This is a genomic window from Clostridium thailandense (genome assembly GCF_019207025.1).
Lineage (GTDB): Bacteria > Bacillota > Clostridia > Clostridiales > Clostridiaceae > Clostridium_AM > Clostridium_AM thailandense.
Genome location: NZ_JAEEGC010000027.1, coordinates 1 through 16,685, shown reverse-complemented (window position 1 = coordinate 16,685; position 16,685 = coordinate 1). Strand labels below are relative to the sequence as shown.

14 protein-coding genes are annotated in these 16,685 nt (G+C 33.1%); 7 read left to right on the top strand and 7 right to left on the bottom strand.

Annotated features, from left to right (window positions below):
- The first annotated feature begins 24 nt into the window (after positions 1 to 24).
- The gene (locus tag I6U48_RS06740; protein ID WP_218319652.1) at positions 25 to 1,419 is read left to right on the top strand and encodes a GntP family permease; all 1,395 of its coding nucleotides are present in this window, start codon (positions 25 to 27) and stop codon (positions 1,417 to 1,419) included.
- A gap of 80 nt (positions 1,420 to 1,499) precedes the next feature.
- On the opposite strand, the gene I6U48_RS06735 is transcribed toward I6U48_RS06740, so the two are convergent.
- Complete coding sequence (locus I6U48_RS06735; protein ID WP_218319651.1) at positions 1,500 to 2,786, bottom strand: O-acetylhomoserine aminocarboxypropyltransferase/cysteine synthase family protein; 1,287 nt, start codon at positions 2,784 to 2,786, stop codon at positions 1,500 to 1,502.
- Positions 2,787 to 2,991: 205 nt separating this feature from the next.
- On the opposite strand from I6U48_RS06735, the gene I6U48_RS06730 reads away from it, so the two are divergent.
- The 3 genes from I6U48_RS06730 to I6U48_RS06720 all read left to right on the top strand — a co-directional run bounded on the left by I6U48_RS06730 (position 2,992) and on the right by I6U48_RS06720 (position 6,959).
- A complete protein-coding gene (locus I6U48_RS06730) occupies positions 2,992 to 3,576 on the top strand; it encodes a cyclodeaminase/cyclohydrolase family protein (RefSeq protein WP_218319650.1) in 585 nt (194 codons plus the stop codon).
- A 207-nt stretch (positions 3,577 to 3,783) separates the two neighbouring features.
- Positions 3,784 to 4,749, top strand: coding sequence for a glycosyltransferase family 2 protein (locus tag I6U48_RS06725; RefSeq protein WP_218319649.1), 966 nt, complete (start codon positions 3,784 to 3,786; stop codon positions 4,747 to 4,749).
- Between the two features lie 53 nt (positions 4,750 to 4,802).
- On the top strand, positions 4,803 to 6,959 hold the full coding sequence (locus tag I6U48_RS06720; protein WP_218319648.1) for a glycosyltransferase family 39 protein: 2,157 nt from the start codon (positions 4,803 to 4,805) through the stop codon (positions 6,957 to 6,959).
- A gap of 320 nt (positions 6,960 to 7,279) precedes the next feature.
- Here I6U48_RS06720 and I6U48_RS06715 read toward each other — a convergent pair whose 3' ends face one another.
- Positions 7,280 to 8,650, bottom strand: coding sequence for an 8-oxoguanine deaminase (locus I6U48_RS06715; protein WP_218319647.1), 1,371 nt, complete (start codon positions 8,648 to 8,650; stop codon positions 7,280 to 7,282).
- 170 nt (positions 8,651 to 8,820) lie between these two features.
- A complete protein-coding gene (locus I6U48_RS06710; protein ID WP_218319646.1) occupies positions 8,821 to 10,038 on the bottom strand; it encodes an MFS transporter in 1,218 nt (405 codons plus the stop codon).
- A 204-nt stretch (positions 10,039 to 10,242) separates the two neighbouring features.
- On the opposite strand from I6U48_RS06710, the gene I6U48_RS06705 reads away from it, so the two are divergent.
- Together I6U48_RS06705 and I6U48_RS06700 are read left to right on the top strand one after the other, a co-directional pair.
- Positions 10,243 to 10,821 carry a TetR/AcrR family transcriptional regulator gene (locus I6U48_RS06705; protein ID WP_218319645.1) on the top strand — a complete coding sequence of 193 codons (579 nt, stop codon included), beginning with the start codon at positions 10,243 to 10,245 and terminating at the stop codon, positions 10,819 to 10,821.
- 301 nt (positions 10,822 to 11,122) lie between these two features.
- A complete protein-coding gene (locus I6U48_RS06700) occupies positions 11,123 to 11,815 on the top strand; it encodes an MBL fold metallo-hydrolase (RefSeq protein ID WP_218319644.1) in 693 nt (230 codons plus the stop codon).
- Between the two features lie 174 nt (positions 11,816 to 11,989).
- Here the strand turns inward: I6U48_RS06700 and I6U48_RS06695 are convergent, their stop codons facing one another.
- The 4 genes from I6U48_RS06695 to I6U48_RS06680 form a co-directional block, all read right to left on the bottom strand.
- Entirely contained in the window at positions 11,990 to 12,649 is a 660-nt protein-coding gene (locus tag I6U48_RS06695; protein ID WP_218319643.1) for a FusB/FusC family EF-G-binding protein, read from the bottom strand.
- A 267-nt stretch (positions 12,650 to 12,916) separates the two neighbouring features.
- Entirely contained in the window at positions 12,917 to 13,222 is a 306-nt protein-coding gene (locus I6U48_RS06690; protein WP_218319642.1) for a CD3324 family protein, read from the bottom strand.
- A gap of 331 nt (positions 13,223 to 13,553) precedes the next feature.
- A complete protein-coding gene (locus tag I6U48_RS06685) occupies positions 13,554 to 14,084 on the bottom strand; it encodes a hypothetical protein (RefSeq protein WP_218319641.1) in 531 nt (176 codons plus the stop codon).
- Positions 14,005 to 14,559 (bottom strand): DUF5667 domain-containing protein, encoded by a 555-nt coding sequence (locus I6U48_RS06680; protein WP_218319640.1) that lies wholly within the window; start codon positions 14,557 to 14,559, stop codon positions 14,005 to 14,007. The genes I6U48_RS06685 and I6U48_RS06680 overlap by 80 nt, the downstream gene beginning before the upstream one ends.
- A 543-nt stretch (positions 14,560 to 15,102) precedes the next feature.
- Here I6U48_RS06680 and I6U48_RS06675 point away from each other — a divergent pair.
- The gene (locus tag I6U48_RS06675; protein ID WP_218319639.1) at positions 15,103 to 16,581 is read left to right on the top strand and encodes an Lsa family ABC-F type ribosomal protection protein; all 1,479 of its coding nucleotides are present in this window, start codon (positions 15,103 to 15,105) and stop codon (positions 16,579 to 16,581) included.
- The last annotated feature ends 104 nt before the right edge of the window (positions 16,582 to 16,685 follow it).

The following is a 16,685-nucleotide window of genomic DNA, read 5'->3' as shown; positions in this document are numbered from 1 at the left end:
GATTATAAGGAAAGAGGGAAAAAAATGAGTACAGGAATGCAAACTATAATAGGTTTAATCATAGGTATGTCTTTACTAATATTTTTAATTACAAAGACAAAAGTGCATGTGTTTCTTGGAGTAATTATCTGTGCTATAACTATAGGTCTTATTGGAGGAATGGATCAATCAAAAGTTGTTGATTCAATTACTAAAGGTTTTGGTAACTCCTTAAGTAGTATTGGTATAATAATAGGTTTTGGTGTTATGCTTGGAAAGCTTCTGGAGACATCTGGTGCAACAAAAGTAATGGCAAATACTTTTATTAAAATATTTGGGCGTGGAAAAGAAGAAGAGGCTTTAGCTGCTTCAGGTTTTGTTACATCACTATCTATATTTTGTACATCTGGATTTATCATTCTAGCACCTTTAGTTAAGGGATTATCTAGAAAAACAAGAAAATCTGTGGTTTCTTTGGGAGTAGCACTAGCTGGGGGACTATTGATGAGTCACTGCTTAGTTCCTCCTGCTGCTGGACCAATAGGTGTGGCAGGAATCCTAAATGCGAACATTGGAAGATTTATGTTATTTGGAACTATTACTGCTATTCCAATTATAATTGTAATACTTTTATATGCAAGATATTTAGGTAAACAGATACATCAAATACCTAATGAAACAGAGGATGGATGGATTAGACCAGATAAAAATGAATCCTTTGAAAAAGATGAACAAGATGAAATAGCTGCAACTATAGCTGTGGAACAAGATAAAAATTTACCGTCACCATTTATGTGTTTTGCTCCAATTTTAATTCCAATAATACTTATATTAATAAATACTATTTCAAAGTCATTAGGTTTAAAAGCTGGTACTGCAAGTTCGTTCTTATCTTTCTTAGGAGCACCAGTAGTTGCTCTATCCATAGGATTATTAATTGCTATTTTTGGACTTACAAAAACACAATCCAAGTCTGATGCATTAAATTCTATGGAAGATGGACTTAAAGCTAGTGGTAAGTTGATGCTATTAGTTGGTGGTGGTGGAGCTCTAGGAATGATAATACAAAACAGCGGTCTAGGAGCTTTTATTGCAACAAGCATTTCTAAAACAAGTATTCCTCCAATTCTTATACCTTTCCTTATAGCTAGTTTATTAAGATTGGTACAAGGATCAGGATCTGTTTCTTCAATGACTGCTGCTTCAGTTACAGCACCAATGGTTCCAGGACTACATCTTGATCCGGTATTTGCAGGTTTAGCAGCATGTGTGGGTTCGATGGTATTCTCTTACTTTAATGATTCTTATTTCTGGGTTATCAATGAATCAATTGGTATAAAGGATGTTAAGGAACAGATGAGAGTATGGTCCGTTACTACTACTCTAGCATGGGCTACTGGACTAGTTGCATTATTAGCTTTAAACTTCTTTTTCGGATAAGGTTTAATTAAACTCAGTAGATTTTAATGTTATGGTTAAGGGGATGTTACACTTATGTGGGAACATCCCCTTAATTAAATTTATCCAATATAAGCTAGTGCTTGTGAAATATCAGAAATCAAATCTTCTTTGTCTTCAATACCACAGCTGATGCGGATTAATTCTGCTGGAACACCAGCTTCCTTTAACTGCTCGTCATTCATCTGGCGGTGTGTACTTGTTGCAGGATTAAGACAGCAGGTACGGGCATCTGCTACGTGGGTTTCAATAGCTGCAAGTTTAAGGTTTTTCATGAAGATTTCAGCCGCCTCACGTCCACCTTTTAAACCAAAGGAGACAACACCACAGGAACCCTTTGGCAAGTATTTCTTTGCAACCTCATAATAATTATCACCTGGCAGACCGCAGTAATTAACATAGGAAACCTTTGGATGGCTTTGGAGAAATTCTGCAACAGCCTGACCATTTTCACAATGACGAGGCATGCGGACATGAAGGCTTTCTAGTCCTAAATTTAGGATAAATGCATGCTGTGGGGACTGAATAGAACCAAGATCACGCATTAGCTGAGAGGTACATTTGGTAATAAAAGCGCCTTCTTTACCAAACTTTTCGGCATAGGTAATACCGTGGTAGCTGTCATCAGGGGTGCAAAGCCCCGGAAATTTGTCAGCATGAGCCATCCAATCAAAATTTCCAGAATCTACAATAGCTCCACCTACGGCAGCACCATGTCCATCCATGTATTTCGTAGTGGAATGGGTAACAATGTCAGCACCCCATTCAAAAGGACGACAGTTAATAGGTGTTGCAAAAGTATTGTCCACGATAAGTGGAACACCATGTGCATGGGCAGCCTTTGAGAATTTTTCGATATCTAGTACGGTAAGGGCAGGATTAGCAATTGTTTCACCAAAAACTGCCTTGGTATTAGACTTAAAAGCAGCATTTAATTCTTCTTCCGTACAATCAGGAGAAACGAATGTAGCGGTAACGCCCATTTTGGCCATGGTTACGGAAATTAGGTTGAAAGTACCTCCGTAAATGCTAGAAGAAGCAACAATGTGATCTCCACAGTTACAGATATTAAACAGGGCATAGAAATTGGCAGACTGCCCAGAGGAAGTTAACATTGCAGCGGTACCACCTTCCATATCGGCAATTTTGGCAGCAACATAGTCATTTGTTGGGTTCTGAAGTCTGGTATAAAAATATCCAGTGGCTTCTAGGTCAAACAGCTTTCCCATATCTTCACTGGTATCATATTTGAAGGTTGTACTCTGGATAATAGGAACTTGACGAGGTTCTCCGTTGCCAGGTCTGTAACCGGCTTGTACACATTTTGTATTCATTTTATAATTTTTCATTATATTACGTCCTTTCTGAAAATAATAATATAATTATTATAATTTTAATATTCTGCTAATTCAAGAGAAAATGGAGAATTTGATGATGTTTATAGTTAAGAGTATGATATGTTAATCTCTAAAAAAATCTTTCATGGGTATACTAATTAGATAAAATACAATATTTTTCTTCTTAAATATTGACTCATAAAAGGCAGGTGATTAAATGCTAAGTGATAAATCAATCAATTCTTTCTTAGAGAATATAGCTTCTAAACCGTTAACTCCAGCTGCAGGAAGTATAGCCGCCTTGAGTGCAGCTTCTGCAGCAGCATTAACTGAAATGGCGGCTAACCTTACCTCAAGAAAAGATGAATATCAGGATATTTCAGATAAAATGAAAGAAATAGCCGAGGAATGTTCTTCCTATAGGGAGATTTTTCTTAATGATATTGATAAAGATACAAAAGCCTTTAAGAAAGTAATAGATTCCTATTTAATGAAGGCAGATACAGAAGCTCAAAAAGAAATTAAACAAAAGGAATTGCAAGATAATTTTAGAACAGCTATAGAGATACCTCTAAGTATGGCAGACAATATTGTAGAGTTAATTTATATTATAAAGTTTGTAGATAAACATGGATGTAGTACATCAGCATCGGACGTAAAGCAAGCTTATATCCTGGCAGAATCTGCAGTCCGTTCATCAATTTTTCTTATAAAATCAAACCTTGTTTTTATACATGATCAGGAGTTTCAAAGTTATATTTCACAAAAAATTGATGAATTAGAAGCAGGATTGGAAATTTAATAAATAACATATTTATTTAAAGTAAGCCTTGAACAAAAAGTTAAGGTTTATTTTTTTATGTGTGTCCATATTAAAATTGTTTATAATTTGTGATTTAGTTGCAACTAAATTGTAACAATTAAACGGTAAGATACATACATAAGCTAAATATTGAAAAACAACTTTGAGAATAGATATAAAAAATATGAATAAAATGAGGTGGCGTAAATGCGTAATGGTATAGTGTATTCAATAGTAGTTCCTTTATATAATGAAGAGCTTGTTACATGTGAAAGTTATAGAAGATTAAAAAAGATTATGGATAGTACTAGGGAAAGTTATGAAATTATATTTGTAAATGATGGAAGCAAAGATAAAACAAGAGAAATAGCAGAAATGATATGTAGAAATGATGAGAACGTAAAACTCATTAATTTTTCACGAAATTTCGGTCATCAAGCAGCAATAACTGCAGGAATGGATTTAGCTAGTGGAGATGCTGTTGTTGTAATAGATGCAGATCTTCAAGACCCTCCGGAAGTTATCCTAAAAATGATTGAAAAATGGAAAGAAGGCTATGAAGTTGTATATGGAAAGAGAACAAAGAGAGAGGGAGAAACATTTTTTAAAAAATTTACATCAAAGATGTATTACAGGTTATTAAAGAGTATGACAAGTGTAGATATTCCTGTAGATACAGGTGATTTTAGACTTATAGATCGGAAAGTGTGTGATGCATTAGTTTCTCTTTCAGAAAAGAATAGATATGTAAGAGGACTTGTTAGCTGGGTTGGATATAAGCAAACCTCTGTGGAATTTGAAAGACAAGAGAGATTTGCTGGTGATACAAAATATCCTTTGAAAAAAATGATAAAATTAGCTTTCGATGGCATAACAGCACTATCATACAAACCACTTGTATTTGCAGGATATTTTGGAGGCTCAACCTTTTTAGTAGGAATGATTTCAATGTTTGCTGGTATTGTAAAAAGCCTAATTAGAAAAACTGAAATATTAAATCTTGGATTAATAATGTCAACTACAATTATGATGTTTGGTATTATGCTTGGGAGTATCGGAATAATGGGTCAATATATCGGAAGAATCTTTGATGAAAGTAAAGGAAGACCTATTTATATAATTGATAGCACAATAAATTATGGGAGATTAGATAAAAAATATAAAGCTTGTTAGTAGAGTAAATGTTGATGAGAAACTTCAGTAAGTAGAAAAGGTTGGGTAATAAAATGAGAAAGATAAAATTTACAAAAGAAACTTTTGGATTGGTAATAATTTTAATAATATCTTCTGTGTTGAATTTGGTAAATTTAAATATAGAAGGATATGGAAATGAATATTATGCTGCAGGTGTAAAGAGTATGACCATGAGCCTCAAAAATTTCTTCTTTGTATCCTTTGATCCTGCAGGGTTTGTATCTATTGATAAACCACCGCTAGGCTTTTGGATACAAACTATATCCGCCAAGATATTTGGATATAGTGGATGGAGTATAATTCTTCCACAGGCTATTGCAGGAGTGATTTCAGTTTGGGTTATATATCGTGTTGTAAAAAGATCCTTTGGAGCTGCTGCAGGTCTAATTTCGGCATTATGTCTTGCAGTTACACCAGTTTTTGTTGCAGTAAGCAGAAATAATACTTGTGATAACTTGCTTGTTTTAACATTACTTTTAGCATGCTCAGCACTTTCTATAGCAGCTGAAAAAGGAAAATTAAAATATCTTTTAATAAGTTTAGCACTTGTAGGAGTTGGCTTTAATATAAAGATGCTGCAGGCATATATGATAGCACCAGCTTTATATATAACTTATCTTCTTTTTAATACAGTTTCTATAAAAAAGAGAATAGTGCATCTTATTGCAGGGACAGTTATTCTTCTAGCAATATCATTCTCTTGGGCTGTAGCTGTAGATTTAATACCTGCTGCTAATAGGCCTTATGTAGGGAGTAGTGGAAGCAATTCAGTTATACAACTAATAGTTCAACATAATGGCTTGGAAAGGCTTGGCATTAGTAGTACATCAAGCTCGAGTGGCAATTCAGGTGCTAATGATCCAGGACAAAACAGCAAAGGGCAGAAATCACAAAATCAAGACAATACTACTTCTAGTACAACTAGCACAACGAAAGTACAATCTGTTCAAGACAATAGCACACAAAGTTCTTCTGGTAATACTTCTGGACAAGGAATGCCGAGTGGAGCGCCTAATGGTAATAATGGTTCAGGACAGGGCGCACCTCCTAATGGAGGAGGTTCGGGACAAGGTCAAGGTACACCTCCTAGTGGTGGCTCAGGACAAGGAGGTAATGGCGGAGGCCAAGGTGGAGGAACTTTTGGAGGGCAGGAAAAATCAAGTATTACAAGATTATTCTCCAATAATAGTTTATCAGATCAAATAATTTGGTTTTTTCCGCTTGCGATATTTGGATTCATAGCAGCGGGTATAAAAGAAAAAATACAAAAATCTGCTGATAATAAAAGAAAAATATCCCTGGCACTATGGTTTACATGGATGCTTCCTGAATTTATATACTTTAGTTTCACAACAGGATTGTTTCATCCATACTATTTAACTATGCTTTCTGCACCAATTGCAGCTTTAACAGGAATTGGAGTTGTATCAATGTGGGAGTTTTATAAAGAAAGCGGATGGAAATCATGGATCTTACCAGTAGCAATTATTGCAGATGGATTAGTTCAAATGCTTCTGATATCTTATTACTATAGTACATCAAATGTGGCAAAGATTATAATGATAATAATGTCAGTTTTATGCTTTGCATCTTCAGCTATACTGATTGTTGCTAATTTACTAAAAAATAAAAATGTAAAGTTAAAGAAAATAATATTAGCTACTGCACTTACAGGACTTTTAGCAGCACCTGCAGTTTGGTCAAGTACTGCTGTGTTTTGCAAGATGTCTGGAAGTTTCCCATCTGCTAGCTTGTCATTAATGACTAACAAACAAATGGGTGGATCGGGTACAAGCTCTTCGAACAGCAGTAATTCAAAGTTGATAGAATTTTTACAAAAAAATAAAACAAATGAAAAATATATCCTTGTGACGCAATCTACTAATGGTTATGCTTCAGATATAATAATTAAAACTGGTGAAGCCGTAATGACCTCAGGGTTCTTTGGAACTGATAATGCAATTACACTAAGTCAATTTAAGGAATTAGTGAATAAAGGTGAAGTAAGATATGTTATGGTAGGTGGTCAAGGTGGTAACAATGAAATTATGAACTGGGTTAAGTCAAAGGGTAAAGTTATTTCAGAAAGCGAATGGAAGGATTCAAGTTCCAATTTCCAAGGCTTTGGAGGAGGAAATTCTGAACAGCTATACGATTTAAAAGGAGTTACTACTACTGGAGCAAAATAAAGAATAATTAAATATAAAGTTTTATGGAAAAAGTTCTGGCGGATATAATTTAACTGCATCCTTTGAGTAATAGGGTTAAGCGCCTAAGAAATATATAAACGGAGGAAACTGCAATCTGGCAGCTTTCTTCCGTTTTATTCATTAAATTTAACATTTTGGTTTCTTCGACAATACTCGCAAATGCAGATTCTACAAGTGTAACTAAAGATATCTTTAACATTGAAATGATTCCGCCACCTTTTATTATTGTATAAAGTGAACTGGACTTATCCGTACTATATCCAATTTACATACATAGAGCAAATTTCTTACTCTATAATTTATTTTTTATTTTCTCTTTCATATTTAACTATATCCTGAGCAATTTTATGAGCAGTCTTTCCTATTTCATTAGTATCCATAGTAGTAAGCTTGCCATCTATTGAAACTATCTTTCCGTTAACAATGGTCATTTTTGTATAGCTTGAGTTTCCAAGACATACTAATGAAACAAGTGGATCATGACAGCCTGCATATTCAACCCCACTAAGATCAAATAATATTATATCTGCAGCTTTTTCAGCATCTAGCCTTCCAGTATCGGATCTTCCAAGCACATCTGCGCCACCTCTTGTTGCAACTTTTAATATTTCATAAGCATTAAGTCCTTCTGTTCCATACTTTAAATGATTTAGCAGGTAGGCACGTCTAACTTCTTCCCACATATTAGATCCATCATTACTAGCACTTCCGTCTACAGCTATACTTATTTTTCCGCCTTTTTGAACGATTTCAGAAGTTCTACAGATTCCGCTGTTTAGCTTCATATTAGAGGAAGGGCAGTGTGCAATGCCGGATCCGTTTAATCTATCTATTTCTGCATCACTAAAATATATACCATGTGCGTACCAAACATCAGGACCAACCCATTCAAGTTCTTCCATAAGTTCAAAAGGTCTTCTTCCATACTTTTCAATGCAAAATCTCTCCTCATCCAGTGTTTCTGCAAGATGAGTATGCATCATAACTCCTCTTTTCCTGGCTAAATCTTTAGTTTCAAGCATTAACTTTTTTGTAACTGAAAATGGTGAGCAAGGTGCTAGTGCAATTCTTGTCATTGCAAAATCATTTATTTCATGGTACTTGCTTATAAGTCTATCACTATCTTCTAATATTTTATATTCTTCTTGAACAACTGTCATTGGAGGAAGTCCACCTTGATCCCTGCCTAAAGACATGGAACCTCTTGTAGCAGTAAAACGAATTCCTATTTGATTTGCTGCTCTGATTTCATCGTCTATTAAAGTTTGAGGCTGATTGTGTGGGAAAACATAGTGGTGATCTGAGGTTAGAGTGCATCCAGTTCTTAGTAGTTCACTGAAGCCTACTAAAGCACCATAATATACTGCATCAGGAGTTATATTTTTCCAAAATTCATACAATCCAATAAGCCATGGAAAAAGTGGCTGTTCTTGGACTTCTTTTATGCCTCTAAATAGGGTTTGATATAAATGGTGATGAGTATTTACAAATCCAGGTAAAGCTATAAGGCCAGTGCAATCTATTATTTTTGTATTATCAGGTATGTTCAGCTCTTTACCTATTGAGGTGATTTTTGGGCCTTCTATTAATATGTCTACATTTTCTAAGATTTCTTCTCTGTCATTAAATGTTACTACAGTTTCAACATTTTTTAAAAGTAATGTGTTCATTTATAAAAACCTCCTAAAAAAATAAAAAACCACTTTGAATGAGTATATTCAAAGTGGTTAACTCGACACTGATTTGTGAAAATATAAAATTATTTTATTTAATATTATAATATCAATTATATTGATATTTGTATAGTCTTTTTTAAATGGCACAATTCTTAGTTCATGGCTTATAATTTTTTTCCTGAACTATGAAAAATAATTGCTATAATTTGAGTAGTCATTCCGAAGATACAAACTCCATACCATCCAAAGTGGGAATAACTATAGGAACCTAAGAAGGATCCTAATGCTCCTCCAAGGAAAAAGCTGACCATATAAATAGTGTTAAGCCTATTACGAGTTTTTTCATTTAAAGAATGGACCCTCGCTTGATTAGATACATTGCAGGATTGAACTCCTAAATCAAGAAGAATAATTCCTAAAATAAGTCCCCAAATTTTAAAGCCAAATATAAAGAAAAATAAATAAGAAAGAATAACTACAATTATACATATACCTATAGCAAATCTTGAACCTCTCCTATCAGCAACTTTTCCAACTAGTGGTGCAGCAAGAGCACCACTAATACCAACTAATCCAAATAAGCCCGCTGCTTCAGCTCCCATATTGTAATGAGGACTCTCAAGTAGAAAGATAAGGGATGTCCAAAATGCACTAAAGGCTGAAAACATTAAAGCACCATTAATAGAGGCTTCTCTTAAAACAGGTTCAGTTTTTATCAAATATATCATTGATTTTAATAATTCGGTATATTTAATATCAGTGACAGGTTTACATAAGGGTATTAACTTTCTGAGAATAATCATGAGAGCAAGCATCATAATTGCAGCAATAAGATAAACCGTCCTCCAACCAAAGGATTCACCTAAGATTCCGCTGACTGTGCGGGAAAGTAATATTCCAATTAATAAACCACTCATAATTGTCCCAATTGTTTGTCCTCTTTGCGTTGGATTCGATAACTGAGCTGCTAAAGGAATAATAAGTTGTGGAATAATGGAAGTAAATCCAACTGCAAAAGAAGAAATTGTTATAGCAAATATATTGGAAGAAAAAAACATACTCATGAGTGAAATTATTGAACATAAAAGCATTATCATTATTAATTTCCTTTTTTCTTTTATGTCGGCTAAAGGCAAAATAAATATCATACCGAATGCATAGCCTATTTGTGTAAGCATAGCTGCAAAACCTATGCTTAATTGATTAACATGAAATGTTTTTGCTATATCAGCTAGTAATGGCTGAATATAATATAAATTTGCGACAGTAAGTCCACAGGCTATGGCCATGACGAAAATTAATAAATTACTCAATACGGGTTTAACCTCTACATTAGTTAAAATTGAATTTGTCTTTATAATGGTACTATTAGATTGATACATTTATAAAACACTCCTTTAAATTATAATAATATGTATAGTAATTAAAAATAAAAACTGAACGGTTAGTTTATAAATATATAATATACTAAACGTTTAGTATTGTAAATAGTTTTTGTTTTTAAAATAAAAAAATATATAGTATAATACACGTATAGTTTATTAAGTGTATTATTTTGAATTGATTATAAATGGAGGTAATTATAGATGGAGAAAAAATTAGGACGTCCACGAAGTGAGAAAACTAAAAAAGCTATCCTTACAGCTGCATACGAGTTATTGCTTGAAAAAGGTTTTGGGACGGTTACAATTGAAAAAATTGCTAAAAAAGCTGGAGTTAGTAAAGCTACTATTTATAAATGGTGGCCCAACAAAGCTGCTGTTATTATGGATGGTTTTTTTGATGCTGCTGTTGTGAGGCTTCCAATACCGGATACAGGGTCAACTATTAATGATATGATAATTCAAGTGAATAATTTATCAAAATTTTTAGTTAGTCGAGAGGGTAGAGTAATTAATGAGATAATAGCAGAAGGTCAATATGATCAAAAGCTAGCTAAAACATATCGCACAATATATTTTAGACCTCGCCGACTTGATTCGCGATATATTTTAGAACGTGGAATTTCAAGAGGAGAACTAAAGGAAGATCTAGATATAGAATTAATTATAGATTTAATTTTTGGACCACTATTCTATAGACTGTTAATAACAGGGGATGTGGTTGATGAGGATTTTATAAAAAAGCTTGTAAGTTATGTATTTAAAGGGATAATTCAGAATTAAAGTAGGTATTTTAGATTAGTGTTTTTATGTCGTATTGGCATAGATATCTAATGAAAGAGCCGAAGGTTTAGTTAAAATAGATTTGAAATAATAAGTGACAATAAAGTATAATGTTTATTATGATTATATGAATTTTTATTTCGCGCTTATGGAAGGCTTGATTGGGCATATTTATAGAAATGCCTATTATGCATTTTTAAACAAAAAAAGTAAAATGATGAGTAAACGGATGATATAGTGTATGTAATTTTAAAGGACAAGTGTGGTAAACAATAATAGAGAAGAGTTAGGGGAGATACATATGTCAAATTACACAACAAATAAGATTAGAGAAGGTTTTTATAGTATAGAACTGGGATTTGTCCGCAGTTTTTTGATTGAGGGCGATAAGGAAGCGTTACTTATCGATACGGGAATTGGTGATATCAATTTAAAAAAGTATGTAGAAGAAATTACGAAGCTCCCGGTAACAGTAATTTTTACACATGCAGATGGTGACCATGTAGGAGCTGCAGGGCAGTTTGAGAGACGTTTTATGCACCCATGTGAATTTGATTATTATAAGAGCAAGAATGAAAAGACAGTACCAATGGAGTCAGTTTGGGAAGGTGATATTATTGATCTTGGAAGCTATCGCTTTGAGGTTATACTCTTGCCAGGTCATACTCCCGGAAGCATTGCACTGCTTGAAAAAGAGAAACGTTTTTTGATAGGCGGAGATAGTATACAGATTGGAAGCATATTTATGTTTGGAAATGGTCGCAATTTCCATTCTTATCGTGCAAGTATGAAGAAGTTGCAAAGTAGATTAAAGGAGTTTGATACTGTATACGCATCGCATAATGTACTTTCGGTGGAAGCAAATACAGTTAATTTGCTTTATGTGGCAGCAGGTAAGGTGATGGAGAACAAAGTTAGTGGAAGACCTGAAGAACGTTTTGATGGTAATATCAAGTGCTATGAGACAGACGGTGTTTCTTTTTACGCAGAATAGCATTATATTGAGGAGAACATAAGAGAATAAATTAAAACTATATACAAAAAGAAAAACTGTATAATAGATAACAGCCTAAAGCATAATATAAGGCGCTTTAGGCTCGGAAATCTCAATTGTACTTATTTCTTGATTTTTTCATCTTTCAATATGGTCTGAATATGCATACTCCCATCATTTTATATTATTAACATCCTTTAAAAGTTTTTCAAGCATTTCGATAGATGCAATTCGCTCATTACACTTCTCGCTATCTAAACACATATCAAAGCCTATTGACCTATAAGCACCTTCCGCAGTATTAGATGTTTTACAGATAGGTGAAACAAAGGCTACTTCATTTTCACCACCTATACGATTGCAAAGCACGCATCTATGGGAATTATTAGAAACATGATTTGTAATTCTACATGCCATACCTATAAGCTTATCATTCATATTGTAAGTTACAAATAATTTTCTAGTGGATTTATCAATCCAGCCTAGATATACATTTTTTGAATCCTGTGCATTTAGGTTTGGTAATTTAAGCTTCTTTTCCTTTTTAAACAATCTACTAATTTGTGCATTTGTAATGTTTGGCATACCATATACATATTGATTCAATTCAGCTAAATATCTATCAAGGTGAGATGAATCAGTTATTTTATTAATATTAAGTAGTTCTTTTTCTTCTTCAGATAAATTAGTAAAAATATATAATATTTTCTCTTGTATATATGCTTTAGTAGCTTCAATAATATTAATATCTACACAACCTTTAAAAGCATTGTTTAAATCATCTAAACACTTTCTTATATAATTATACTCATGCTTTTTCATAAAAGCCTTCATAAAATCAAGCACCTCTTTTCTATCATGTACTATTTTTCAGTATTCATGTAAATAAATATGACGTTACTTCCAGTTTCATTTTATATTAAGATCACAAACAAAAAGAAGATTATTGTTACTCCAACTTAAAGTAACAATAATCATCCTGATTTAAAACGTAACATATACTCACAATCATTTTACTTTTGAATCTTGTTTTAAATTAGATATATGATAACTTTCATTGGATTTCCTCAATGAAAGTATAACATGGTTTAAAATAAGCATTCAATCTAATGAATAATTCTGTAATGATTGTGAGCACATGAGTCTTTGTTGACCTATTATTCTTCTTATACTCTTGTCTGACAGGTAATACTCTTGAGTTAGTATATTAATAGTAGCTCCATTAATGTACTTTTTATAAATCTCATTATTTCTCGCCTTAAGACTGTTCTTTATACCACTCTTTTCTCCCCAGGCTTTATGATTTTCATTTTTTCTGGGTACATAAAGATATTTTCCGTCTACATATTCTTGTATTATTTTAAGAATTTCCTCTGGTAACACATCTTGTGCCTTTACATAGTTCATTTCCTTACTCCTCCACTTTTATGAAAGTATCAAAACAAAGAATACAAAAAAGGCTATGTGTCGCAGAGCCTAAAACATGTGCGCATTTCAGCTAATTTAACAGCTTAGGCTCCAAACAAAGCATAGCTGACTTTGTTGTAGTCTTTGCGAGGAGCAAGCTGATTTATAGCTGAATGTATCATAGACCTTCATAAAAACACCCCCAATACATTATGTCATTATACCATAGTTAACATAAAATTCAATATATGAGGATGTTAAGAGTCGGCCGTGGGTGTCTATACTAATGGATATTTCCGTATTGGTAGTTAAATTGTAAAGATTGTTATATTTACTGGTCTTTAGAGTTACTTCCATGTGATGCGGAATTAGCTTTCTGAGCCTTCATTTCCTGTCCTTTATTTTTATATACAATGGTATCAGTATTAGTGTTATTTGTAACAGTAGTATTGTCAGTTGCAGTACTAGAAGTATTAGTTGCAGTGCTTGTATTTGTAGATGTTGGTGTTGTAGTTACAGGTGCTGTGCTGTTATCTGTTTGGGTAGTAGTACCTGTAGAGTTTGCAGTACTATTAGTTTGGTTATTTCCAGCTTGTCTAGATTGTTTCTTAAGCTGACCAACTCCACCTTTTATGGCCTCTTTCTTAGCCTCAATTGACTGACTTAGTTTTTGATTTTCAGTATTTAAAGCATCTTGAGCTTGTTTTAGAGTATTTTCGGAAGTTTGTATAGCCTGCGTGTCGCCAAATTTTTGAGCCTTTTCAAGAGCTTTTTTAGCATCTTTAACCGCGGTTACATATTGAGCTGCTTCTTGTCTCGTTTTGATAACTGCTTCTATTGCAGCTTTCTTTCTTGTCTGCATTTCCAGAAAGCTTTTTTTCTATATTCTTTAAAACCTCAATAGAATTTGTTTGAGCATTCTCTATTGTAGTTTCCACTGCATTTAAATTATCTGACTTTGCAGTGCTGTCAGTAGTAGTGTTAGTAGTAGTATTGTCAATTGCATTTTCTATGTTACTCTGAGATTCTGCCATTTTATCATTGTAAGAATTCATAGCTTGAATTGAAAGATCTGTCTTGCCTTTATCAGCCATTACTTCACTTTCTCCAAGTCTTTCTTTTGCCACATCTATTAGAACTTGTGCTTTTTTATCGTCTGCAAATGTTAAGTTAATCCTTATATTATCTATAGCTTTATCAATAGGATACAATAAAACGTTGTCAGGAGTTATTCCTGCTTTATCTGTAAATGATATAGTATTGGTATCTGCTAGTGCCTTTCCTCCTACACTTAATGATACAGCTGCAGCTGCTACAAATAATGCTATCTTTTTCATATTTTTTCCCCCTCATAAAATATGTATCATGTTTTTCTATATATATTTACGGTGAGTGGTTTATTTTTTAGGGGGGCATAGTAAACTTAGTATCTGTTGTTGTTGATTTTTTCAATGCATAGTGATACAATATCAATGAATTTAAAATTTGAGGTGAAATGATGATTAAATTTTCTTGCTAATTTTTAAAGTGCAATATGTATAGAAAGATAAACTGATTTGTTCTGTTTATTTTGTTGTGCTTATGCAAGAAATTTGTTCTTTTTTCTCTTAATGTATACTATTGTGTTAAGCTATAATGATTAGCTAAACTACGTATATTTATGAGCTGTGAGGATAATAGTTTCTTGCAGCTCTTGCTTTTTATAAATGATGAGAATAGGGAGGATAGATAATATTATGGATAATAAAGATACTTTGCTGACACATGATAATCTCCATATAGAGCCGGATACTGCAGGCGACATTTATATGGAGTAATACCAGTCGCCTATTGTTCCGACTTTGTTATTTGTACTATTAATCACAAAGGAGGACAAAAATATGTCTTTAATAAATGTTACAAATCTAACCTTCGCTTATGAAGGAAGTTATGATAATATCTTTGAAAATGTAAGTTTTCAAATTGATACTGATTGGAAATTAGGTTTTACCGGAAGAAATGGACGAGGAAAAACTACCTTTCTGAATCTTTTACTTGGAAAATATGAGTATACTGGAAAGATTTCTGCTAATGTAACTTTTGAATACTTTCCTTATGAGGCGCAGGAACAAGAAAATTTCACCATAGATATTATAAGGGAAATCAGTCCGAATTCAATGGATTGGGAAATAATAAAAGAATTATCGTTATTGAATATAGATGATTATGTTTTATATAGACAGTTTTATACACTATCAAAAGGAGAACAGACCAAAGCATTGCTAGCTGCTATATTTTTAAAGGAGAATTCATTTCTGCTTATTGATGAGCCTACCAATCATTTAGATGCTGAAGCTAGAAAAAAACTCAGTAATTACCTGAGGAAAAAGAAAGGATTTATTCTGATTTCACATGATAGGTCTTTTTTAGACAATTGTGTTGACCATATTATTTCAATAAATAAGACAAATATAGAAATACAAAAAGGTAACTTTTCCAGCTGGTGGGAAAATAAAAAAAGGCAGGATGGCTTTGAACTGGCCGAAAACGAAAAGCTTAGAAGAGATATTAATCGTCTATCGGAGTCTACCAAACGAACAACCAATTGGTCACATGAAGTAGAAAAATCAAAAAAAGGAACAACAAACTCTGGATCCAAACTGGATAAAGGCTATGTTGGGCATAAGGCTGCTAAAATGATGAAACGTTCCAAGTCAATCGAAAACAGACAGCAGGCAGCTATTGAAGAAAAGTCTAAGCTTCTTAAAAATATTGAAGGTTCCGAAAGTTTGAAGATTTTTGAGCTTGCTTATCATAAAAATAAGCTTGTGGAACTTGAGAATGTTTCAATCTTTTACGGTGACACTATGGTTTGCAAAGATGTTGACTTTAGTATTGAACAAGGTGACCGAATTGCACTTAAAGGTAAAAACGGATCAGGAAAGTCAAGCATTATTAAGCTTATCTGTGGCGAGGATATATACTATACTGGCATTTTTAGAAAAGGAAATGAGCTTAAAATATCCTACGTATCACAGGATACATCGCATCTTAAGGGTAACTTAACTGACTACGCTTTTGAAAACAATATTGATGAAAGTCTTTTTAAAGCAATTTTAAGAAAACTTGGTTTTTCAAGAATTCAATTTGAAAAGGATATGTCATCTTTTAGCGGCGGTCAAAAGAAAAAAGTATTGATTGCAAAAAGTCTTTGCGAGAAAGTTCATTTGCATATTTGGGATGAACCGCTTAATTTTATTGATGTTATCTCTCGTATGCAAATAGAACATTTATTGCTTGAATATTCACCAACCTTATTATTTGTGGAGCATGACAGTGAATTTTGCAAAAATGTTTCAACAAAGACTTTTGAGCTTTAGCGTGCCATTGATAATTCACATCTTTTTTATATTGTAAATCAATATGAGTTTTAAAAATATCATCAATTTTATACAAATTGACATAATGGGGCTGTCGCACTTAG

Coding starts and splice junctions, on each gene's coding strand:
- I6U48_RS06740 (WP_218319652.1), top strand. CDS start 25: ATGAGTACAGGAATGCAAACTATAATAGGTTTAATCATAGGTATGTCT.
- I6U48_RS06735 (WP_218319651.1), bottom strand. CDS start 2,786: ATGAAAAATTATAAAATGAATACAAAATGTGTACAAGCCGGTTACAGA.
- I6U48_RS06730 (WP_218319650.1), top strand. CDS start 2,992: ATGCTAAGTGATAAATCAATCAATTCTTTCTTAGAGAATATAGCTTCT.
- I6U48_RS06725 (WP_218319649.1), top strand. CDS start 3,784: ATGCGTAATGGTATAGTGTATTCAATAGTAGTTCCTTTATATAATGAA.
- I6U48_RS06720 (WP_218319648.1), top strand. CDS start 4,803: ATGAGAAAGATAAAATTTACAAAAGAAACTTTTGGATTGGTAATAATT.
- I6U48_RS06715 (WP_218319647.1), bottom strand. CDS start 8,650: ATGAACACATTACTTTTAAAAAATGTTGAAACTGTAGTAACATTTAAT.
- I6U48_RS06710 (WP_218319646.1), bottom strand. CDS start 10,038: ATGTATCAATCTAATAGTACCATTATAAAGACAAATTCAATTTTAACT.
- I6U48_RS06705 (WP_218319645.1), top strand. CDS start 10,243: ATGGAGAAAAAATTAGGACGTCCACGAAGTGAGAAAACTAAAAAAGCT.
- I6U48_RS06700 (WP_218319644.1), top strand. CDS start 11,123: ATGTCAAATTACACAACAAATAAGATTAGAGAAGGTTTTTATAGTATA.
- I6U48_RS06695 (WP_218319643.1), bottom strand. CDS start 12,649: ATGAAGGCTTTTATGAAAAAGCATGAGTATAATTATATAAGAAAGTGT.
- I6U48_RS06690 (WP_218319642.1), bottom strand. CDS start 13,222: ATGAACTATGTAAAGGCACAAGATGTGTTACCAGAGGAAATTCTTAAA.
- I6U48_RS06685 (WP_218319641.1), bottom strand. CDS start 14,084: ATGCAGACAAGAAAGAAAGCTGCAATAGAAGCAGTTATCAAAACGAGA.
- I6U48_RS06680 (WP_218319640.1), bottom strand. CDS start 14,559: ATGAAAAAGATAGCATTATTTGTAGCAGCTGCAGCTGTATCATTAAGT.
- I6U48_RS06675 (WP_218319639.1), top strand. CDS start 15,103: ATGTCTTTAATAAATGTTACAAATCTAACCTTCGCTTATGAAGGAAGT.